24 protein-coding genes are annotated in these 22,494 nt (G+C 38.5%); 1 reads left to right on the top strand and 23 read right to left on the bottom strand.

Going from position 1 to position 22,494, the window contains the following annotated elements:
• Positions 1-147: 147 nt before the first annotated feature.
• The 9 genes from OZX68_00850 to ilvD form a co-directional block, all read right to left on the bottom strand.
• Positions 148-3,996 carry a hypothetical protein gene (locus OZX68_00850; protein WEV60836.1) on the bottom strand — a complete coding sequence of 1,283 codons (3,849 nt, stop codon included), beginning with the start codon at positions 3,994-3,996 and terminating at the stop codon, positions 148-150.
• Positions 3,997-4,425: 429 nt separating this feature from the next.
• A complete protein-coding gene (gene ilvA, locus OZX68_00845) occupies positions 4,426-5,679 on the bottom strand; it encodes a threonine ammonia-lyase IlvA (GenBank protein ID WEV61346.1) in 1,254 nt (417 codons plus the stop codon).
• 20 nt (positions 5,680-5,699) lie between these two features.
• On the bottom strand, positions 5,700-6,722 hold the full coding sequence (gene ilvC, locus OZX68_00840; GenBank protein ID WEV60835.1) for a ketol-acid reductoisomerase: 1,023 nt from the start codon (positions 6,720-6,722) through the stop codon (positions 5,700-5,702).
• A 152-nt stretch (positions 6,723-6,874) separates the two neighbouring features.
• On the bottom strand, positions 6,875-8,224 hold the full coding sequence (locus tag OZX68_00835; protein ID WEV60834.1) for a PFL family protein: 1,350 nt from the start codon (positions 8,222-8,224) through the stop codon (positions 6,875-6,877).
• 9 nt (positions 8,225-8,233) lie between these two features.
• On the bottom strand, positions 8,234-8,500 hold the full coding sequence (locus tag OZX68_00830) for an ACT domain-containing protein (GenBank protein WEV60833.1): 267 nt from the start codon (positions 8,498-8,500) through the stop codon (positions 8,234-8,236).
• 170 nt (positions 8,501-8,670) lie between these two features.
• Complete coding sequence (gene brnQ / locus OZX68_00825) at positions 8,671-10,014, bottom strand: branched-chain amino acid transport system II carrier protein (GenBank protein ID WEV60832.1); 1,344 nt, start codon at positions 10,012-10,014, stop codon at positions 8,671-8,673.
• Positions 10,015-10,078: 64 nt separating this feature from the next.
• A complete protein-coding gene (locus tag OZX68_00820) occupies positions 10,079-10,321 on the bottom strand; it encodes an ACT domain-containing protein (GenBank protein ID WEV60831.1) in 243 nt (80 codons plus the stop codon).
• Complete coding sequence (gene ilvB / locus OZX68_00815) at positions 10,314-12,023, bottom strand: biosynthetic-type acetolactate synthase large subunit (protein WEV60830.1); 1,710 nt, start codon at positions 12,021-12,023, stop codon at positions 10,314-10,316. The genes OZX68_00820 and ilvB overlap by 8 nt, the downstream gene beginning before the upstream one ends.
• Positions 12,024-12,072: 49 nt before the next feature.
• Positions 12,073-13,785, bottom strand: a complete 1,713-nt coding sequence (gene ilvD / locus OZX68_00810; GenBank protein ID WEV60829.1) for a dihydroxy-acid dehydratase — start codon at positions 13,783-13,785, stop codon at positions 12,073-12,075.
• A gap of 264 nt (positions 13,786-14,049) precedes the next feature.
• Here ilvD and OZX68_00805 point away from each other — a divergent pair, with 264 nt between their 5' ends.
• Positions 14,050-14,250, top strand: coding sequence for a hypothetical protein (locus OZX68_00805; protein ID WEV60828.1), 201 nt, complete (start codon positions 14,050-14,052; stop codon positions 14,248-14,250).
• A gap of 560 nt (positions 14,251-14,810) precedes the next feature.
• On the opposite strand, the gene rplQ is transcribed toward OZX68_00805, so the two are convergent.
• From rplQ to rpsH, 14 genes are all read right to left on the bottom strand, one after another.
• The gene (gene rplQ / locus OZX68_00800) at positions 14,811-15,191 is read right to left on the bottom strand and encodes a 50S ribosomal protein L17 (protein WEV60827.1); all 381 of its coding nucleotides are present in this window, start codon (positions 15,189-15,191) and stop codon (positions 14,811-14,813) included.
• Positions 15,192-15,212: 21 nt separating this feature from the next.
• Positions 15,213-16,151 (bottom strand): DNA-directed RNA polymerase subunit alpha, encoded by a 939-nt coding sequence (locus OZX68_00795; GenBank protein WEV60826.1) that lies wholly within the window; start codon positions 16,149-16,151, stop codon positions 15,213-15,215.
• A gap of 49 nt (positions 16,152-16,200) precedes the next feature.
• Positions 16,201-16,584, bottom strand: a complete 384-nt coding sequence (gene rpsK, locus OZX68_00790) for a 30S ribosomal protein S11 (GenBank protein WEV60825.1) — start codon at positions 16,582-16,584, stop codon at positions 16,201-16,203.
• A 21-nt stretch (positions 16,585-16,605) separates the two neighbouring features.
• Positions 16,606-16,971 carry a 30S ribosomal protein S13 gene (rpsM, locus tag OZX68_00785; protein ID WEV60824.1) on the bottom strand — a complete coding sequence of 122 codons (366 nt, stop codon included), beginning with the start codon at positions 16,969-16,971 and terminating at the stop codon, positions 16,606-16,608.
• A gap of 17 nt (positions 16,972-16,988) precedes the next feature.
• Positions 16,989-17,105 carry a 50S ribosomal protein L36 gene (rpmJ, locus tag OZX68_00780; protein ID WEV60823.1) on the bottom strand — a complete coding sequence of 39 codons (117 nt, stop codon included), beginning with the start codon at positions 17,103-17,105 and terminating at the stop codon, positions 16,989-16,991.
• Between the two features lie 45 nt (positions 17,106-17,150).
• Entirely contained in the window at positions 17,151-17,369 is a 219-nt protein-coding gene (gene infA / locus OZX68_00775; GenBank protein ID WEV60822.1) for a translation initiation factor IF-1, read from the bottom strand.
• Positions 17,370-17,476: 107 nt separating this feature from the next.
• Positions 17,477-18,124 carry an adenylate kinase gene (locus OZX68_00770; protein ID WEV60821.1) on the bottom strand — a complete coding sequence of 216 codons (648 nt, stop codon included), beginning with the start codon at positions 18,122-18,124 and terminating at the stop codon, positions 17,477-17,479.
• A gap of 115 nt (positions 18,125-18,239) precedes the next feature.
• Entirely contained in the window at positions 18,240-19,553 is a 1,314-nt protein-coding gene (gene secY / locus OZX68_00765; GenBank protein ID WEV60820.1) for a preprotein translocase subunit SecY, read from the bottom strand.
• A 12-nt stretch (positions 19,554-19,565) separates the two neighbouring features.
• On the bottom strand, positions 19,566-20,018 hold the full coding sequence (gene rplO / locus OZX68_00760; GenBank protein ID WEV60819.1) for a 50S ribosomal protein L15: 453 nt from the start codon (positions 20,016-20,018) through the stop codon (positions 19,566-19,568).
• Positions 20,019-20,112: 94 nt separating this feature from the next.
• A complete protein-coding gene (gene rpmD, locus OZX68_00755) occupies positions 20,113-20,292 on the bottom strand; it encodes a 50S ribosomal protein L30 (protein WEV60818.1) in 180 nt (59 codons plus the stop codon).
• A 13-nt stretch (positions 20,293-20,305) separates the two neighbouring features.
• Positions 20,306-20,800, bottom strand: coding sequence for a 30S ribosomal protein S5 (rpsE, locus tag OZX68_00750; GenBank protein WEV60817.1), 495 nt, complete (start codon positions 20,798-20,800; stop codon positions 20,306-20,308).
• A 21-nt stretch (positions 20,801-20,821) separates the two neighbouring features.
• Positions 20,822-21,169: a 50S ribosomal protein L18 gene (rplR, locus tag OZX68_00745; protein ID WEV60816.1), complete on the bottom strand. Its 348-nt coding sequence runs from the start codon at positions 21,167-21,169 to the stop codon at positions 20,822-20,824.
• 133 nt (positions 21,170-21,302) lie between these two features.
• Positions 21,303-21,839, bottom strand: a complete 537-nt coding sequence (rplF, locus tag OZX68_00740) for a 50S ribosomal protein L6 (protein ID WEV60815.1) — start codon at positions 21,837-21,839, stop codon at positions 21,303-21,305.
• 187 nt (positions 21,840-22,026) lie between these two features.
• Positions 22,027-22,437 carry a 30S ribosomal protein S8 gene (gene rpsH / locus OZX68_00735; GenBank protein WEV60814.1) on the bottom strand — a complete coding sequence of 137 codons (411 nt, stop codon included), beginning with the start codon at positions 22,435-22,437 and terminating at the stop codon, positions 22,027-22,029.
• Positions 22,438-22,494: the final 57 nt, after the last annotated feature.

Genomic DNA, 22,494 nt, shown 5'->3' with positions numbered 1-22,494 from the left:
ATTAAGAAATACACCTATAAATTTATTTGTAAAGCTTGATTTTAAACTTTTATCACCCAAAAGTAAAGAGTCTATAAAAAATAAAAACCAGATAAGATGAAAATTATCCTATCTGGTTTACTTTTTTACTGAATGTTTTCAAGAAAATTACTCGTCTTTTTCACTGTTCTTTCTGCTGTGCCTATAGCTAAAAAGCACGCCCAAGAAGGCCATAACAAGAGCTGTTACTAGAGCCACTATACCGCTAGTCTTCCTAACAAGACTAATACCTGTACTTGGTAAATTTTCCTGGTTAATAGCAGGATTATTAGCAGATACTTCTTTACTATCCACCTTGCTGGTATCAGACGGTGAGGTAGACGGATTCGCTTGAGCAGAATTGGTATTTTTTGTATAGACTACCTTATAGTTTAAGTCGCTACTTAAAGCATCAACAGTCTGAGCTGAAATTTCTTTTTTATCAGCTGTATAGCCTTTTAATTCAGGACTTTTTACTGCATCAAAGGTTTGAGCTTCACTCCAAGAACCATAAGATTTTTCTTCCGTCACTGCATCCACTGAAACCTTGCGAGTGAAAGTTAAGGCTTTGGTAAAGGTGTCAGCAGCCTGGCTGCCATCAGAATACTGGTAATTAATTGTTTCATTAACTGTTTTTGATTCCTCAAAAACGATTGGAGCATTCTTGGTATAGGTTACTACATAATTCAAATCACTAGAATTTCCATTAACCGTTTGAGCTGAAATTTCTCCTTTATCAGCTGTATATCCTTTTAATTTAGGACTTTCTACTGCATCAAAGACCTGACTTTCGCCCCAGTCACTATAGGTCTTCTCACCGGTTACAGGGTCTGTTAGGACTGTGCGAGTAAAGGTCAAGGCCTTAGTATAGACTTCAGCAGCTTGACTACCATCCGCATACTGATAGTGAATGCTTTCGTTGATAGTCTTCGATTCACTTGAAATATTTGGAGCATCTTTAGTATAAGTAACTGTATAATTCAAATCACTGGAATTTCCGTTTACCGTTTGAGCATTAATCTCTGCCTTATCAGCTGTATATCCCTTAAGTTGTGGACTTTCTACTGCATCAAAAGTTTGATCCACGCTCCAAGAACCATAAGTCTTCACTCCTGTGACTGCATCTGTTGAAACTGTCCGAGTGAAGGTCAGGGCCTTGGTATAGGTTTCAGCGGCCTGACTGCCATCTGTATACTGGTAATGAATTGTCTCATTGACCGTTCTTGTTTCATTAGAGATTCCTGGGGCATCCTTGGTGTAAGTTACCACATAATTCAAGTCATCTGTATCCCCATTGACTGTTTGGGAATTAATCTCTGCCTTATCAGCTGTATATCCCTTAAGTTCTGGGCTCTTTACTGCATCAAAAGTTTGATCCGCGCTCCAGGCACCATAAGTCTTCACTCCTGTGACTGCATCTGTTGAAACTATCCGAGTGAAGGTCAGGGCCTTGGTATAGGTTTCAGCGGCCTGACTGCCATCTGCATACTGATAGTGAATCACTTCGTTGATTGTTTTTGACTCACTAGCAGTAATTGGGGCATCCTTGGTATAAGTTACTACATAATTTAGATTACCACTGTCTCCATTTACTGTTTGAGCATTAATCTCAGCTTTATCTGCTGTATATCCCTTAAGTTCTGGGCTTTTTACTGCATCAAAAGTTTGATCCACGCTCCAAGAACCATAGGTCTTCACTCCTGTGACTGCATCTGTTGAAACTGTCCGAGTGAAGGTTAGGGCCTTGGTATAGGTTTCAGCGGCCTGACTGCCATCTGCATACTGATAGTGAACATCTTCATTAACGGTCTTTGTTTCCTCACTTTGGTCAATTCGGTGCTTAAGGACTACTGTAAAATCAGAATCTAAATTTGAAGCAAAGGTATAACCTGTAGATGGATATGGGTCACTTACCAGCTCATATCCCTTTGATTTTAGAATTGCAATAGTTGGTGAGGTCCGGTAATTATCCAAGACATTATACATTCCTCTATCATTTGTATAGGTGTAAGTATCCCCATCAATTTTTTGATTATTATTGTCCTGGTCCACATAGTCAACATACAACTTATGGTAAGCCGCATAGACATAGGTCACAGTCTGGTTATCAGTCCCATCAAAATTTCCCGTCGGCCCATTAATAACTTGAACAAGAGAATATCCTTCTGATGAAAAATCCTTTGCTGTGGTCGTGAATTCTTGATGGTAGTGTCCACTTAGAATCTCATCATCTAAGCCACTATTAATCTCTACCCAATCTCCAACTGTATTTGTATTACTGTCCTTATCAAGCACATAGCGAACCTTAACTTTTGCCTCATCGCCGTTATAATAATAAGTAATTACACGCTTGCCGTTTTCCCAATCGGCCTTAAAGGTTCCATCAAGCTCATACTGACCATCGCTATTTAATTTAGCACCTTCAGGTAGTTTGCTGGTATCAAGCACATAATTGTCTATTTTAGAACTCTTAGCCGAAAATTGATCATTATGGCTTTCAAAACCAAAGGAGCTACTTTCATAAAGCACCTTATCGCCATTGGTTGCATCAACGTAACGAACAATAAGCTCACTTTCTCCTGCTGCCGTATTATGGTTAATAGGGGTTGTCAAAACGCTCTTATTGTCTTGAATACCCTTATTGTCAGCAAATGAAATATCATACTTAACACTATCTTCTGTATTGTTGGGATTTGTAAATGAAAGTAATGTCTTGATTGAATAAGGCATGATGACATTTCCATTTCCATCCCCGTACCGTTCTTCCATGTCCTTAATAACTTGATCAGAAACACTTGCATATTGGGATTTTATAATGGTCTCAAATTCACTTTTAGAATAAGCTAAGGACTGGCTCTTACCAAAATTTACAGTAATTTTATAAGAGTTATCAGCTAACTTAACCACTGAGTAATTATTTTCCGCAACAGTCTCATCAGTAGTACGATTAAACCAATTGGCAATGCGGCTATTTGCATTTGAAGTACCACCCCAGTTATTAGCTGCCTGATCTGTCCAACCAGGAGCCTCTGTAGCTGGACCATAATCACTTGAGACCGCTACATAATGATTCAAAGAACTGGGATTAATAACTACTGGAATAACCTGACCGTTGGCAAGGGTTGTTGCTGTGACAACGATTGTTTGGATATAGTCATTACCATCATTCAAAGGTACTGCTTGGGTGAACTGGTTTCCATCAGTATTGCTCACACTTGTTCCAATACTGATTCCTGTGTTGGTCATAGAGCTAACACCATTTTGCATGGGTCCAACCGTATTATTTTCAGTAAAGTTTGGACTTGTAGGTTTTGGTGCCCAGTGGTAAGTATGCGTTTGGTCAGCGATTGTCTCAGAAAATGATAGGTCTGTCCCATTTCCCGCAGTCTTTGGAAAAACTGACCCTCCATTAGCCGTAAAATTTATCGTTATATCATGGGAAGTACTACTATCAAAACCATCCCCATCTAAGGGAACCTCAATATACTGACCATCTGATGAAACCCTAACAGACTTTGAAATCCCCTGCTTGGCAGCAGCATCATAGATTACTGGATTTAGGTTTGAGATATTAAAGGTTTGTGTCCCTGGCTGATTGGCCAAATTTGTCTTAACAGGAATCCTAATCACATCCCCAGCCTTTAATTTTCCTGCACCGATATTAAAGAAGATAGACGTCTTCCCATTAGGATTAGCATAGTCCATCGATCCTGTAGGAATTTCATCGCCATCATTATATTTCCAAGAAATATTAAGGGTTTTTACTGCTCCCTTTTCTACCAGGTTTGCATAATCATAAGTCTGACCCTGAGCTTCACTTGTTTCATCAGCCAAGGAAATATAAGGAATGGTCATATAAGATATTGTCCCACCTGCTAAAGCAAGGGATATAAGCGACAAGGCAAGCCATTTTCTATTAACCTTATGCATATACCTAAGCTCTCTTTGACTAGTTTTTTGTAAATTATCTGAGTTCATTTAATTAAACCTCCTAAAGCTTTAGATTAAAATTTCTACCATAGCGAATATCAGGTCTAATGGCTACAATAGAATTTAGTAATAAAGAAAAAATAATAAAAGTTCCCAGAAAATAGAGAAAAAATTATGAAAGAATACCTCATATTTTCTATAAGTCCGTCATAATATCTTTCTAATATTGTCCCTGTAGTTTGTAAATAAAATAAAATTTTTAATATTATTATTTACAAACTGCTTAAAGTCTATCATACATTGAAAATACTTTCAATTTATTTCAGCTCTTTTCAATCATTAAACATCAATAAGATTATTAAATGTTTAATGAATTTTTATTTATTACAAAAAAATTAAAAACCCAGATAAGAGGCCTTCCTCCTATCTGGGTTTCTCACTTATTAATGCTTATAAAAATCAGAGCTTTTAAAACTTCTAAACTAGAAGATTGTAAAGCTTATTATCTGATTCTAAATCAATAAATCCTGGATCAAATTCCTTCATCCTACTAATTAAAGGTTCATAATCTTCTTTTTCATTCAATAAAATACCGACAAGGCCTGGCCCCATCCCTTTATTGGCCTTTTTCATATACTCAAAACGTGTTATGTCATCTTTAGGGCCTAAAACATCATTTACCAGTTCACGAAGGGCCCCAGGTCTCTGGGGGAAATTAATAATAAAGTAATGTTTGAGCCCTTGATAGACTAAACTTCGCTCCTCTATTTCAGGCATTCGGTTGATATCATTATTACCGCCACTTACAATGCAGACAACGTTTTTGCCCTTAATTTCATCTGCTATAAGGTCCAAGCCAGCAATGGTTGTAGCCCCAGCAGGTTCAGCTACTATGCCCTGCTTAGAATAAAGGTCAATAATAGTCGTTGCAATGAGACCTTCATCAACAGCCAGCAGTTCATCAACATATTTTCTGGCAAGTTCAAAAGTCTTCTTACCAACTTCCTGAACTGCTATGCCATCAGCAAATTTATCAATCAATTCAAGCCTAACTGGATGCCCCGCCTCAAAAGCTGCCCGCATGCTTTGAGCACCTAAAGCCTCTACACCAACGACTTTAGTTGCTGGACTAACTGATTTTGTATAAGTTGATACACCAGAAATTAAGCCACCTCCACCAACCGCAGCTAGGAGATAATCAAAATCAATGGCTTGTTGCTTGGCCTCTTCAAAGATCTCATAGGCTACCGTACCTTGCCCTGCAATAACATCATAATCATCAAAGGGATCAACAAAGGTCATATGATTAGTTTCAGCAAATTCCTTGGCTGCTTTTGCCGACTCATCAAAGGTATCTCCAACCAAGGCTATCTCTACCTGATCTCCTCCAAAAAATTTAACCTGATTTACCTTTTGCTGGGGCGTTGTAGTTGGCATAAAAATTCTTGCTCTTATTCCAAGTCTTTGGCAGGTATAGGCTACACCCTGGGCGTGGTTACCGGCACTTGCCGCAACCACACCAGCTTGCATTTTAGAAGCAGGTAAATTTGAGATGGCATGGAAGGCCCCCCTCAATTTAAAGGAGCGAACAATTTGAAAATTCTCCTGCTTAAGGTAGATGTTTGCTCCAAACCTTTCAGATAATGACGGATCCTTTACAAGAGGTGTCTTACTAACAACATCTGCCAATTTTTCTTGGGCTTGCAAAATTCTTTCTGCTGTAAATTCCATCATTTTCCTTCTTCTAGTATTTATTCGTAGATTTTAAAGGCTGCATCATCACCTGATTGAGTAAACGGCATAGCCTGGCGAAGTTCATTACCAACTTTTTCAATCTCAAGGTTTTGTGCACGTTCCCTATAAGCTTTCATTTTAGGATTTCCTGCCTTATAATCTTCCATAAATTCTTCGGCAAAAGAACCTGTTTGAATATCTTTTAGAACTTGACGCATGTTTTCCTTAACTTGGTCGGTAATAATTCTTGGTCCTGCTGTATAATCACCAAACTCAGCTGTATTTGAAATTGATTGACGCATTTTCTTAAAACCACCCTCATAAAGAAGATCTACAATCAGCTTCATTTCATGGAGAACTTCAAAATAGGCAAGTTCAGGAGCATAGCCTGATTCTGTTAGAATCTCAAATCCTGCTTCGATTAGGGCTGTTACTCCACCACACAAGACAGCTTGTTCACCAAAGAGATCTTCTTCTGTTTCTTCCTTAAAGCTTGTTTCAAGCATTCCGACGCGGGCTGCTCCAACTCCAACTCCCCAGTCCATGGCAATATCACGTGCATTTCCACTGGCATCTTGGTAGACAGCAAATAGTGCTGGCACTCCAAATCCCTCATCGTAGGTTCTACGAACTAGATGTCCTGGACCCTTAGGTGCAAGCATGAAGACGTCAGCACTTGCAGGTGGTTCAATAATTCCAAAATGAATGTTAAATCCGTGACCAAATCCTAGGGCTACACCTTCTTTTAAGTTGGGCTCAATTTCGTTTTTGTAAAGATCTCCTTGAATCTCATCTGGTGCAAGAATCATTACAACATCAGCTTGGGCTACTGCTTCTGCCACTGGAAATACTTCAAAGCCATCTTCCTTGGCCTTGTCAAAAGATTTACCAGGTCTTACCCCAATAATCACATCCTGGCCGCTATCACGTAAATTTTGAGCGTGGGCATGACCTTGGCTTCCATAACCAATGACCGCAATCCTCTTGTCTCCTAGAACCTTATCTTTTACATCATTTTCATAATACATCGTTACTGGCATAAATATTAACTCCCTTTCTAATTTTATACAATATTACAACTTTTCAGATAATATTTCAAGGAATATATTAATTATTTCAAATTTTCTGAATAAATAAACTTATTTTATGAAAACATACAAAAAAAGCAAGAGGCGAACTCTTGCTTTTTCTCTTAATTTTTAAAGGAATGGATGGGAGCTGGGATTCTTCCTCCGCGATTGATAAAATCAATTGACTGGGCTGAATTGACCTTCATTACAGGAGCAGTACCAAGAAGACCTCCAAATTCAACCATATCTCCAACTACTGTATCCTTAGCAGGAATAATTCTAACAGCTGTCGTCTTGTGGTTAATAACCCCAATCGCTGCCTCATCTGCAATCATGGCAGCAATGGTCTCAGCCCTCGTATCACCAGGGATAGCAATCATATCAAGACCTACCGAACAAATGGCAGTCATGGCTTCAAGTTTCTCAAGATTCAAATGACCTGTTTCAACAGCCTTAATCATTCCAGCATCTTCTGAAACGGGAATAAAAGCACCTGATAATCCACCTACGTGGTTGCAGGCCATAACGCCACCTTTTTTGACTGCGTCATTTAAAAGAGCTAGAGCTGCAGTTGTTCCGTGGGTTCCAACTGACTCAAGACCCATTTCTTCAAGAATTAGGGCAACGCTATCCCCTACAGCAGGTGTTGGAGCAAGAGATAAATCGACAATCCCAAAAGGGACACCAAGTCTATCTGAGGCAATTCGTCCTACCATTTGACCCATACGGGTAATTTTAAAGGCTGTCTTTTTAACAGTTTCTGCAACAACATCAAAGGATTGTCCCTTAACCTTTTCAAGAGCCTTTTTAACTACACCAGGACCAGATACCCCAACATTAATCTCACAATCAGCCTCACCTACCCCGTGGAAGGCACCAGCCATAAAGGGATTATCCTCAACAGCATTGGCAAAAACAACAAGCTTGGCACAACCCATATCAGAAGCTTCCGCTGTTTCCTTAACTGTTTGACCCATAAGTTTTACAGCGTCCATATTAATCCCAGCCTTGGTTGATCCGATATTAACCGAAGAACAAACATAGTCTGTTTGAGCTAAAGCTTGTGGGATTGATTTGATAAGCTCAAGATCACTTCCCTGATATCCTTTTTCAACAAGGGCACTATAGCCACCAATAAAGTTTACACCAACCTCTTTGGCAGCACGGTCTAAAGTTTTAGCAAATTTAATGCATTCCTCGCTAGTCGCCTTAGAGGCTGAGGCAACAATTGCTATTGGGGTTACCGAAATTCTTTTATTGATGATGGGAATACCGTACTCAAGTTCAATATCCTCACCAACCTTAACTAAATTTTTTGCCTTGGTTGTTATTTTTTGATAAATCTTCTCACAGGCCGCATCTACATCCGGATCCATACAGTCCAAGAGGGAAATTCCCATGGTGATGGTTCGAATATCTAGGTTCTCTTCATCAACCATTCTGATTGTTTCTAATATTTGATTTGCTTCCATTGTCTACTCCTATAACTTGTGCATGGTGTCAAAGATTTCGGCATTTTGGATGGTGATTTTAACTCCCAAATCAGCTCCAAGTTCATCAAAAATCTTTCTTATTTTTTCAAAATCTGACCCAGCTGGTAGGGCAGTCGCCATAATCATTGTAAAATAATCATCCATGATGGTCTGGCTAATATCAATAATATTAATATCTAAATTAACCAACTCATTACTTACGGCCGCAACAATACCAACCTTATCTTTACCAATTACCGTTAAAATTCCACGCATGTCTTATCTCCTCTTAATTTTTGTTTATTATATCATACAAATACCGAATGTTAAATTACTATCAATGTTTTCACCTCAAAATTGACGTACTTTAGTCTTTTATTTTATATTTTTTTACTAAAAAAACGAATATTAATTAAAATTATAATCAATATCCGTTAATTTACTTGTTAATTTTTCTTAGGTGAAACTTTAATTAGAACAAGTCCCACAAGGAAACCTACTAGAGCTGGTAGAACCCAAGTCATTCCAAGGTCAAAGAAGGGTAGTTTTTGTCCCAGTCCAATGACCACTTCCCCAAACTTACTGTTTTTGATGAAATCAGGACTTGTATTTAGGGCATCAATAACTGATGCGATTAGGGTAAAATACGTTGTCATCTGATAAGCCCTTGAATCACCCTTAAATAGATTGTTGGCAAGGGTTAAAAGAATCAAGGTAATGGCAAGCGGGTAGATGAAGTAAAGAACAGGCACCGCATAGGTAATAATGTTTGTCAAACCAACATTTGCAAAGATACATGGCAGAATACTTACAAGGGCCACATAAAAACCATAAGACCTACTTGGGAAGAGCTCTGAAAATGTCTCTGAAAAGGCTGTGATTAGACCAATTCCAGTCTTTAGGCAGGCAAAGATGATGATTAGGGCCAAAAGAACAGCTCCGTAGTTACCTAGATAGTGTTGAGCAATCTCTGCAAGAGCAATTCCCCCATTTTCAGACATCGGGAATGTTCCAAGGCTCATTGTCCCCATAAGTGAAAGTAAGGTGTAGATAATACCCATTAAAACAATACTAATGGCACCTGATTTAATGGTCGCACTAGCAATCGCCGAAGGTTTTTCAACCCCTTTTCCTTTAATGGCTGTGATGATAATGATACCAAAGGCCAAAGAAGCAAGGGCGTCAAGGGTTTGATAACCTTCGGTAAAACCTTTCATAAAGGGACTTGCTGAGTAAGTCTCCTGAACGCTAACTCCTGAAGTTGGTCCCATTGGATTTACAAAGGCCAGCACAAGAATTATACCCAAAAGAAGCAAGAAAATTGGGTTGAGGTATTTACCAACATAATCAAGAAGCTTACCAGGATTTCTTGACAGGAACCAAGCCACTGCAAAGAAGGCTATACTAAAAAGTGCCAGGGCAAGGGTTTGATTTTTGTCACTGATAAATGGTGCTAGACCAATCTGATAAGAGGTTGATGCAAGCCTTGGAATGGCAAAGAAAGGGCCAATAACCAAGTACAGTAAAACTGTAAAAATATATGCATAAGTTTTATTAATTCTACTTGCTAAATCAAAAACTCCCGTGCTTCGACTAATTCCAATGGCGATAACACCTAAAAACGGCAGACCTATTCCTGTAACCAAAAAGCCAAAATTGGCTAGTAATACATTAGATCCAGCCTCTTGTCCCATGTGAACCGGGAAAATCAGATTTCCTGCTCCAAAAAACAAGCCAAAAAGCATTGAGCCTATATAGAGATAATCACTCCTACTTAATTTTTTCTCCATTAAGTATCCTCCTTAAATTATATAGGCTTAATATTAGCATATTATTTGAACAATTTCACTATTTTTAATTATCCGTCAGGCTATCAATTTGCAGGACATCAATCTGCCTTTGCAGTTGTTTAATCACAAGCTCAAACTCAGCTGGATTATTTTCCTTAAATGAGATTTGAATCTTAGAGTATCTAGGGTCTTCTGTTACCTCAACATGGAGGTAGAGAACATTGACCTGGATTCTACTTAGAACGCTAACCACTCGGTCAAGGACTCCAGGTTTATTAGACAACAAGGCCTCAATTGTTTTAATCATTAAATACCACCCCAATCATCTTATTATTTGCTTGACCAGCGGGTACCATAGGAAGAACCTGCTCCTCAGGATTTATCATAACTTCAACTAGTAGGGGATTATTTTTTTCAATAACCTTTAGATCCTCACCTAATGTCCTAGGATTAGTCAACCTATAGTGTTCAATCCCATATGCTTCAGCTAAAATTTGGAAATCTGGGTCTGAAAATCCAAGGACACTTTGGCTCAAGTGATTGTTATGAAAACTTGTCTGCCACTGGCGAACCATACCTAGGGAAGTATTATTAATTAGAATAATTTTAATACCAATTCCATATTGATTGAGTAGGGCAAGTTCTTGGTTGGTCATCTGGAAACCACCATCACCTACAAACAAAATGACCTCCTTGTCTGGATTAGCTAATTTAGCCCCTATGGCTGCTGGAATACCAAAGCCCATGGTTCCAAGTCCCCCACTGGTTATCAGCTGCTTACTATTTTTATAGGGATAGTGCTGGGCTGCCCACATCTGATGCTGACCCACGTCGGTTACGATAATTGCATCCCCTTGGGTATAGTCTCCAATAATTTTTACAAGTTCCTGGGGACTAATAAAGTCATCATTTAGGTCATAAGAATACGGAGCCCTAAACTTATTATTTTTTGTTTCATCCAGCCAGTCCCTATGAACAAGAATATCACTGGCATCAAATTTTAAAAGTTCAATAAGAGCGAGCTTGGCATCGCTTATGACCTTAATGTCTGCCTTAATAATTTTATCAATTTCGACATTATCAATATCAATATGGGCAATCTTAGCTGCTGGAGCAAAATCTTTTGGATTACTTACCACTCGATCATCAAAACGACTACCAATATTTATGAGAAAATCAGTTTCCATGAGAGCTGTGTTTGCTGCATAACTTCCATGCATGCCACCCATTCCAAGAAAGAGAGGATGACTTACATCCATAATCCCCTGACCCAAGAGGGTAGTAACTACTGGTAAATTATGTTTTTCAATAAAATCAATAAATTCATCCTTGGCTTCAGCATAATTCACCCCACCTCCAACAAGGACCACTGGCTTCTTAGCCTGACTAAGGCTATAAATAATTTTCTTAAGCTCAGCAAGATCTGGATAGGCAGTAGGTTCATAATTTGGGAGTTTAAGAGCTGGATCATAGATTTCTGCTACCATCTTTGCCGACACATCCTTGGGTAAATCAATAACCACGGGACCTTTTCGTCCAGTTGTTGCCAGATGATAAGCCTCTCTTACAATCCTTGGAATATCTTTAGTATCCCTAATTTGATAGTTGTACTTGGTAATCGGAATGGTAATATCAATTAAATCAACTTCTTGAAAGGCATCTTTACCGATTCCTGGACTTGCAACCTGGCCAGTAAAAACAAGAAGGGGCACTGAGTCCATATAGGCATCAGCAAGGCCTGTCACAACATTTGTAGCACCAGGACCGCTAGTAACAATTACAACACCTGCCTTGTCAGATGACTTGGCATAACCTTCTGCTTCATGGATGGCACCTTGCTCATGCCGTGATAAAATATGCCTTATTCCTTTAAAGTCATAAAGGGCATCATAGAAGGGAAGGACAGCACCACCAGGATAGCCAAAAATCGTGTCTACTCCAAGGCTTTTTAAACTATCTAAAAGGAGCTCAGATCCCGACTGCTTTTCCTGTAATTTTATCTTTTCCATCTATATCCTCCTCTTATAAAAAGATTGAAAATTATTTTCAATCTTCGATTTATTGACGCAACTCTTCAAGTACCAACTTCTGTAGCTCACTTGGACTTAGAAGAATTCCTCCAGTATTAGCACTTGTAGTCAGGGCTGCATACCTTGCCAACCAACCACTTTCAACCTTTGGAACAAAAGCTTCAACTTCCTTCTTGCGACTCTCAAGTTCTTCATCTGACAGACTAACATCCAAGGTTCTTTCGGTAAGGTCAATTACAATCTCATCCCCATCTTTAATAAGGGCAATCGGACCTCCACTTGCGGCTTCAGGACTTATATGCCCAATGGCAATTCCCCTCGTGGCTCCTGAAAAACGTCCATCTGTAATTAGGGCAACGTCCTTACCAAGACCACGACCAACAATCGAACTTGTCGGAGCAAGCATTTCAGGCATCCCAGGTCCACCTTTTGGTCCCTCATAGCGGATTACAACAACATGACCCTTGTCTACAATCTTTTTATCAATGGCTTCTACAGCTTCATCATGGGAACTAAAGCAGATGGCCTTACCAACAAATTTCTTAATACTTGGGTCAACTCCACCAACCTTGATAACTGCACCCTTAGGAGCAATATTTCCGTAGAGAATCGAAAGGCCTCCTGTTTTAGAATAAGCCTTATCAACTGGATGAATTACCTCTTCATTTAAAATTTTTGCCTGGGCCACATTATTTCTAATGGTATCTCCCGTAACTGTCATCCTATCTGGATGGATTACATCAATGTCAACTAGCTCTTTTACAATGGCTGAAACACCACCGGCTTCATGAACATCATGCATGGAATAAAGGGAGCTTGGAGCGATTTTTGACAGATAAGGAACCCTTTTTGCAATCTCATTTACCCGGGTCAAATCATAGTTAATCCCAGCTTCACTAGCAATGGCTAGGGTATGAAGGACGGTATTGGTTGATCCACCCATGGCCATGTCAAGGGCAAAGGCATCATCAATAGCATCCTTGGTTACAATATCCCTTGGACGGATATCTTTTTTGACCAAATCCATTAGTTTGAAAGCAGCTTCGCGGATCAACTGCCTTCTTTCTTCACCAACAGCAAGGGCTGTTCCATTTCCTGGAAGGGCCATACCAAGAATCTCCATCAGTGAATTCATCGAGTTGGCTGTAAACATTCCGGCACAAGACCCACAAGTGGGACAGGCATTTTCTTCCATGAAAGTAACTTCCTCAGAGCTCATGGTACCTTCCTTATAACTTCCAACAGCCTCAAAGATTGATGAAAGGGTGGCCTGATGTCCCCTCATGTCAATCCCTGCCTTCATGGGACCACCTGAGCAAAAGATACTTGGAACATTAGTTCTCATTGAGGCCATAAGCATGCCAGGAGTTATCTTGTCACAGTTAGGAATAAAGAAGACCCCGTCAAACCAGTGGGCATTGATTACAGTTTCTGCACTATCAGCAATGAGCTCCCTACTTGGAAGACTGTAACGCATACCAATGTGTCCCATAGCAATACCATCATCAACTCCAATTGTGTTAAATTCAAATGGAATTCCACCGGCTTCCCTGATGGCTTCTTTTGCAATGTCAGCAAGCTCCCGTAAGTGGACATGTCCTGGAACAATATCAATATAAGAATTACAAATGGCAATAAAAGGTTTGCCCATATCCCTTGCAGACTTAACCTGACCTGTTGCATATAGAAGAGACCGTGCTGGAGCCTGCTCAATTCCTTTTTTTATAGTATCACTACGCATAAATTACCTCTTTTCCTTCATTAAAAACTTAGTAATATTATAACATGGCAATTTCAAAAATCAATTGAATAGTCAGAAAATTTTAAATTAATTATAAAAAACATCCTATTTTCCTTAAATTAACCATTAATTTTCTATTTGTAACCACCTACTTTTTTGTTATTTTCTTAACAAAAATTATTGACAGGTAAAAATCATAGGTATACACTGACTAAGTAAGCTTACAAAATTACAAGTCATTAGGAATTAGGAGAATTACATTTTATGAAAATAGATATCAAACAAGACTTAATTTCTTCTCTCAAATTTTCATTTTTACTTATTACTTGGAAGATAATCATTGATTTAATTAGAGGAAAGTTTTTAATCGATTCTGACTTCTTCTTATCAATTATTTTTACCTTTATTGGAGTTCTTATTGCCACAATAATCGTAGATAAATTTGATAAAATAAAAGAAAAATAAATATTATCAATTTAACTTATGCTAACTTACAAAATTACAAGTCATTAGAAATTAAGAGAATTAAATTTTATGAAAAAAGACCAGGAAATTTCTACAGGAATTACGATTATTTATGATAGTTGGGTGATAAATGATGGATTTAATGATTAAACAGCTTCGAAAAACGTTGGAAGTCATGGGACTTGTTTTTATCCTTACCATTATCTTAAGCTTTATTAGTAAAATTGATTTCTTTTCTTTGTATTCAAAAATAAGTTATTTGACCTTTTTCTTAGCCTACTTCTTGATTGGCTTTATTATTCAAAAAAATAAAAACCGCTCGTAAGGAGCGGTTTTTTGTCTGGACAGGTTTATAAAGCAAAAAAAATAGCACTAATGTGCATTTTCTTCTTAAGATAAGTGTTTGTCATATTTATGATGAGTGTCCCAAAGGGGGCAACCCCCTTCGGAAAGCCAGAGCTAGACTAAGTAGGAGTTGGTCACAAGACCGAACTAAATAAGTCCATGCTCCTACCACCATCATAACACTCAACAAAAAGTGATGAAGACACTTCTATTTATTAAACTAATTCGATGATAGCCATTGGTGCGCCATCTCCACGACGAGGTTCAGTTTTAAGAATACGAGTGTATCCTCCGTTACGTCCTTCGTAGCGAGGTGCGACATCATTAAATAGTTTTTGTAGAGCAGTTGGGAATGATTCTGTTTCTTCGTTGAAGTCTTTTAATGAAACTTCATTACGAACGAATGCAGCTGCTTGACGACGTGCGTGTAAATCTCCACGTTTACCAAGAGTGATCATTTTTTCAACTGATTTACGAACTTCTTTAGCGCGTGCTTCAGTAGTTACAATGTATTCATTCATAAGAAGATCTGTAGTTAGATCACGAAGCATTGCTTTACGTTGTGCACTTTTGCGTCCAAGTTTACGGTAACCCATGTTATTCTCCCTTCTTAAATATTATTTTTCGTTTTTAAATTTTAAACCAAGATCAGCAATTTTGAATTTAACTTCTTCCATTGACTTACGTCCTAGGTTACGAACTTTCATCATTTCAGCTTCAGTCTTGTCTGTTAAATCTTGTACAGTATTAATTCCTGCACGTTTCAAACAGTTGTAAGAACGAACTGATAAATCAAGCTCTTCAATAGGTTTGTCCAAAGTCTTCTCAGGAGAAACTTCATCTTTTTCAACCATGATGTCAGCACTTTGTGCAACTTCAGATAGGTTTACAAAAAGACTCAAATGATCGGTTAAAATTTTTGCAGAAAGACTTAAAGCCTCTTCTGGATCAATTGTACCATCTGTTACGATTTCAAGTGTAAGCTTATCAAAGCCGTCTTGACCCCCAACTCGAGCTGGTTCTACTTGATAGTTAACCTTGTTTACTGGAGTGTAAATTGAGTCAACAGCAAGCGTACCAATTGGTGCGTCTTCCACTTTATTATCTTCAGCGGCAACATAACCACGACCAGTGTTTACTGTCATCTTAGCCTTAAGGCTATGTCCGTCAGCAATTGTAAATAGGTAATGATCTTTGTTTGTAATTTCGATATCACTATCTGTTAGGATGTCACCAGCAGTAACAACAGCAGGACCTGTAATATCTAATTCAATTTGCTTTTCACCATCAACATAAGACTTGATAGCAAGCCCTTTGATATTCAAAATGATCTGAGTCACGTCTTCACGAACACCTGGAATAGTAGCAAATTCATGGAGAACTCCATCGATTTGAATACCAGTCACAGCAGCACCAGGAAGAGATGATAAAAGAATACGACGTAATGAATTACCAAGAGTTGTACCATATCCACGTTCAAGTGGTTCTACGACAAACTTGCCGTAAGTTTTTTCTTCATCAAATTTTGTAATTTTTGGTTTTTCAAACTCAATCATGTGTAATCTCCTCAATTATTAAAGTGTGTAAATTCAGCACTTACGAAAATTATACACGACGACGTTTTGGAGGACGTGCACCATTATGAGGTACTGGAGTCACATCACTGATAGCAGTAACTTGTAGGCCAGCAGCTTGTAAAGCACGGATAGCTGATTCGCGTCCTGAACCAGGTCCCTTTACAGTAACAGCAACAGTTTTCAAACCATGTTCTTGAGCAGATTTCGCAGCAGCTTCACTTGCCATTTGAGCAGCAAAAGGTGTTGATTTTTTAGATCCTTTGAATCCAAGAGCACCAGCTGATGACCAAGCAAGAGCATTACCATGAACATCTGTAATCATAACGATTGTGTTGTTAAAAGTAGCGTGAATGTGAGCAATCCCAGATTCAATATTCTTTTTCACACGACGTTTACGTGTTGGTTTAGCCAATGTTTTTCTCCTTTCTATTTATTATTTTTTCTTACCAGCGATTGATTTCGCAGGTCCTTTACGCGTACGAGCGTTGTTCTTAGTGTTTTGACCACGAACAGGCAATCCACGACGGTGACGGATTCCACGGTAGCTACCGATTTCCATCAAACGTTTGATGTTAAGATTTACTTCACGACGAAGGTCACCTTCGACTTTAAGTCCATCAACTTCACGACGAATTGCATCTTCTTGATCAGTTGTAAGGTCTTTAACACGAATATCTTCTGCTACACCAGCAGCTGCAAGAATCTTCTTAGATGTTTGTAGACCGATTCCATAAACGTAAGTAAGTGAGATCACTACTTGTTTGTCGTTTGGAATATCAACTCCAGCGATACGAGCCATTTAGTTCTTTCTCCTTTCTAACCTTGACGTTGTTTGTGTTTAGGGTTTACAGCGCAAATCACCATAACACGACCATTACGACGGATAACTTTACAGTATTCGCAAATTGGTTTTACTGATGGTCTTACTTTCATTTTAATACCTCCTATTAATTTATAGGGAATATTTTTCCCCTCGGTTTATTTAAAGCGGTATGTAATGCGACCACGAGATAAGTCATATGGACTAAGCTCAACGGTAACACGGTCACCGGTTAAAATACGAATATAATTTTTACGCATCTTACCTGAAATAGTAGCCAAAACTTGATGGCCATTTTCAAGCTCAACAGTAAACATCGCATTGGGCATAGTATCAATTACTTTACCTTCGATTTCAATTACATCATCTTTTGCCACGCAAAAGCACCTCCTTAAAATTCCCCGCTATGATAATAATATCTAAAAGTCGGACTAGATTATTTTATCATTTTTTAGTCCATTAGGCAAGACTTTTTTATCAAGCTTTATTTTAAAATTTCGATGATTTCTTGAGAAACTTTTTCAATATCCTGCTCACCATTAACATCCTTAACAAGACCAAGTTTTCCGTAGTGTTCAAGAATTGGTTGTCCTTGTTCGATGTTAATATCTAGGCGATTTTTAACTGTTTCAGGCTTATCATCTTCACGTTGGTAGAAATCATGTCCACCACATTTATCACAAGTTCCTTCAACCTTGGTTGGATTGAAAATTTTGTGGTAAGTGGCCCCACAAGTACGACAGATGAAACGTCCACTTAGACGGTCTACAAGAATTTCTGGGTTAACATCAATATTAATAACTCCGTCAAGTTTTAGACCCAGCTCTTCAAGCATAGCATCAAGTGCGTAAGCTTGTTCTATTGTACGTGGGTATCCATCAAGAAGGAAACCTGTTTCTTTGATATCATCTTGGGCCAGACGCTCCTTAACAATTCCATTGGTAACATCATCTGGTACCAATTCACCCTTGTCGATATAGCTTTTAGCAAGAGTCCCCATAGGTGTTTCATTTTTCATGGCTTCCCTGAACATATCACCAGTTGAAATGTGTTTTACACCTTTTGCTTCAATGATAGTTTCAGCTTGAGTACCTTTACCAGCTCCTGGTAGGCCCATGATTAAAAGATTCATCTTTATTTCTCCTTAGATATTAAGTTTGTTTAAATTATAAGCTCAAATATAAATTATTATATCTCAACTTATAATTCAAAACAAGAGAGGCGAGAAACTCGCCTCACTGCCTGAATTAATCCTCAAATGGATTGTCCATAAATCCTATGTACTTCCTCTTAAGGAGATAACCCTCTAGTTGCTTAATTCCTTCAATACTTGTTGTAATAACAATAAGTAAACTTGTTCCACCAAGGGCTACCATTTTTGGTAAATCCCATAGGTTGGTTGCAAGGATTGGAATAATAGAAATTATCCCTAGGAAGAGAGATCCAACTGTTGCCAGTCTAATAAGGATTTTTGAAATATATTTTTCAGTTCCCTTACCAGGTCTCACACTTGGGATGTAGCTTCCCTGCTTCTGAAGATTTTCTGACATTTTTTCAGGATTAACCTGAACAAATGAATAGAAGAAAGTAAATAATATGATCAATGTTGCATATACTAACATACCTGACCAAGTATTATAGTCAAGAGCATTCCTTAAATTTTCCACCCAAGCAACCTGACCTTTAGTTGAATTCAAAATTTGAATCAAGGTCGCTGGAAGTGCTGTAATAGAGCTTGCAAAGATTACAGGAATTACTCCAGCTGGATTAAGCCTTAGGGGCAGATACGAACTTGTAGGTGCTCCTTGGACTAACTTGGTATACTGAATCGGTATTTTCAGGATTGCCTGCGTGAAATAAGTTGTAAAAGCAATTATTAAACACATAGCAATTATTAGTAAGACTACAAATACAATCGAACTTGAAAGTTGCTCTGGTCGAATATTTACAAATTTAGAATCGTAAATATTCTTTATTGCTTGTGGAATTGATGAGATGATACCCGCAAAGATAATCATCGATACTCCGTTACCAAAACCTTTATCAGTAATCTGCTCTCCCAACCAAACGACAATCATCGATCCAGTTGTAAGAATCATACCAATCATTAAGTAGGTAGCGGTATTTGGAGTGTTAACAATTCCTGTTGAACTCATTAGGTTAAAACCTGCAGTAATGGCAATAGACTGAGCCATAGCTAAAACTAAGGTAATATAACGAGTAGTTTGATTAAGCTTTCGACGCCCAACCTCACCCTGCTTACTCCATTCAACAAATACTGGTAGTATATCCATCTGAAGAAGTTGCACAATGATTGACGCTGTAATATACGGCGACACACCCATTGCAAAGACAGAGAAGTTCTGCATGGCATTACCACTGACCAAGTTCATCATATTGATGAAGGGAAGGTCAGCTATATTATTTAAACTATTTGCATTGATACCAGGTACAGTTATATGAGTTCCCAATCTAAATACAAAAAGAATAAAAATTGTAAATAAAATGCGACTTCTAATGTCCTTTACTTTGAAGGCGTCTTTCAATGTCTTGAAAAACATAGAGCCTCCTTACTAGTTAGCTTCTGGAAGTGTTACAGTTCCACCGTTGTTTTCAATAGCAGCTACTGCTGATTTTGAAGCTTTAGTTGCAGTTACTTTAAGATTTTTAGCTGTAAGTTCTCCGTTACCAAGAATCTTGATACCAGATTTTACATCTTTAACGATTTTAGCAGCTACAAGAGTGTCTGCATTAACTTCTGCACCATCTTCAAAACGGTTTAGAACTTCAAGGTTTACAACTGCGTATTCTTTACGGTTTACGTTTGAGAATCCACGTTTTGGAAGACGTTTGAATAATGGAGTTTGTCCACCTTCAAAACCAAGACGTACTCCGCCACCACTACGAGCTTTTTGACCTTTTTGTCCGCGTCCTGAAGTTTTACCGTTACCTGATGAAGTTCCGCGTCCAACACGGTTGCGTACTTTACGGCTTCCAGCCGCTGGTGTTAATTCATGAAGTTTCATTATTATTTTCTCCTAATTCTTTACTATGCGCCAAAACTTCCGCCGGAGTCGGCGAAAGTTTGGCTCGCTTTTATTTTGTCTAAAAGTTTAAATTTTAAACTTCTTCAACTGTTACTAAATGTGAAATTGAGTTAACCATTCCACGAATAGCAGGTGTGTCATTTTTAACAACACTTGATTGTAGTTTTTTAAGTCCTAATGCAGTCACTGTTTTACGTTGAACAGGAAGGCGACCGATTGGAGACTTAGTTAAAGTAATTTTTAATTGAGCCATTATCTTATCCTCCTTATGCTAAATCTTCTACAGATTTACCACGTAATGCAGCAACTTCTTCAGCACGTTTAAGTTGTTTAAGTCCATCAACTGTTGCACGAACAACGTTGATTGGTGTGTTTGAACCTAGTGATTTACTTGTCACGTCAGCAACTCCTGCTAACTCAAGTACGGCACGAACAGCTCCACCAGCTGCAACTCCAGATCCTTCTACGGCTGGTTTGATAAGGATACGTCCTCCACCGAATTGTCCGATGACTTCGTGAGGTACAGTAGTTCCTACCATTGGTACTTCAACAAGATTCTTCTTAGCTGCTTCTACTGCTTTACGGATTGCTTCTGGAACTTCTTGAGCTTTACCAGTACCAAATCCTACGCGACCATTACGGTCACCAACAACTACAAGCGCTGCGAAACGTAGACGACGTCCACCTTTAACAACTTTAGTTACACGGTTGATTCCAACTACGCGTTCTTCGAATTCTTTTACTTCAATTTCTCTAGCCATTCTGATGATTACCCCTTTCTATTAGAATTTAAGTCCATTTTCACGTGCTGCTTCTGCAAGAGCTTGCACACGTCCATGGTAAAGGTAACCACCACGGTCGAAGACAACTTCAGTTACACCTTTGGCAGTTGCTGCTTTAGCTACTAATTCACCAACTTTTTGAGCTTGTTCTACTTTAGTACCAGTCTCATTTAGTGATGAGGCACTTGCGAGCGTTACACCTGCTACGTCATCAATTACTTGCGCGTAGATGTTTGTGTTAGAACGGAAAACATTCAAACGTGGGCGCTCTGCAGTACCAGAGATTCTTCCGCGTACGCGACGGTGGCGTTTTTGACGCGTTTTGTTTTTATCTGGTTTAGAAATCACAATTTTACCTCTTCTATTTCTTTATTATGATAAGTTTTTGCCTATCTTTAATCTGATTATAATCTATAAGTTTGGCAGGAAGGACTCTTGGAAAAATCCAAAGAAGTCCGGGCTTGCCAAAAAACCTATAAAATTATTTACCAGTTTTACCTTCTTTACGGCGAACGAATTCTCCAACATAACGAATCCCTTTACCTTTATAAGGTTCTGGAGTACGTTTGCTACGGATGTATGCTGCTACTTCACCAACAACTTCTTTGTTAGAACCACTTACTACGATTGTAGTTGGGTTTGGAAGTTCGAAAGTGATTCCTTCAGGAGCAACAACTTCGTCTGGGTGAGATTTACCAACGCTAAGTACAAGTTTGTTTCCTTGTAGTTGAGCACGGTAACCAACCCCACGCATTTCAAGTTCTTTTTTGAAACCTTCAGAAACTCCGATAACCATGTTATTGAAGTTGGCACGAGTTGTACCGTGAATAGTTTTCATTTCTTTTGAATCATTTGGACGAGCGAAAGTCACTTCTTGTCCATCTTGTTTTAATTCGATCGCTGTAGGGAACGTACGAGTAAGTTCACCTCTAGGACCTTTAACAGTAACTACACCAGCTTTAGCGTCAACAGTAACGCCTGCAGGTAGTACTACTACTTTATTACCAATACGGCTCATAATTTCCTCCTGTTAAATTTTCCTACTTGTCGTAGGTTTTCACGGGGGTTAAGCTTTACGCTTGACCTTTACTTACTACTTTTCACCGATGACTTGAAAATAAATCACCTGCTTCAAGCATTAATGAAAAAGAGTTATATGCGGAAATATTTATAGAAAAATTCCCACATACGACTTCTCGTTCATTTTACCAAACGTATGCTAGTACTTCTCCACCAATGTTCTTAGCGCGAGCAACTTTATCAGTTACAACACCTTCAGAAGTAGAGATGATAGCGATACCTAGTCCATTAAGAACTTTTGGCACATCAGCAGATTTAACGTATACACGTAGACCTGGTTTAGAAATACGTTTAAGTCCAGTGATTACGCGTTGTCCTTTGTGTTCACCATCTTGAGCGTATTTAAGATATACACGAACGATTCCTTGTTTGTCATCTTCGATATATTCAACATCTTTAACGAATCCTTCAGCAAGTAAGATTGAAGCGATTTCGCGTTTGATTTTTGATGCAGGTACTTCAACAACATCGTGTTTTACCATGTTAGCATTACGGATGCGTGTTAGGAAGTCTGCGATTGGATCTGTCATTACCATTACGGTTATTTCTCCTTAATCATTTGTAGTTTGGGTTTGTTTTATTAAATAAAACGT

It is taken from the genome of Streptococcaceae bacterium ESL0729 (assembly GCA_029391995.1).
Taxonomy (GTDB): domain Bacteria; phylum Bacillota; class Bacilli; order Lactobacillales; family Streptococcaceae; genus Floricoccus.
Note: the sequence above shows the minus strand (reverse complement) of the source record. Positions and strands in the feature narration are given on the sequence as shown.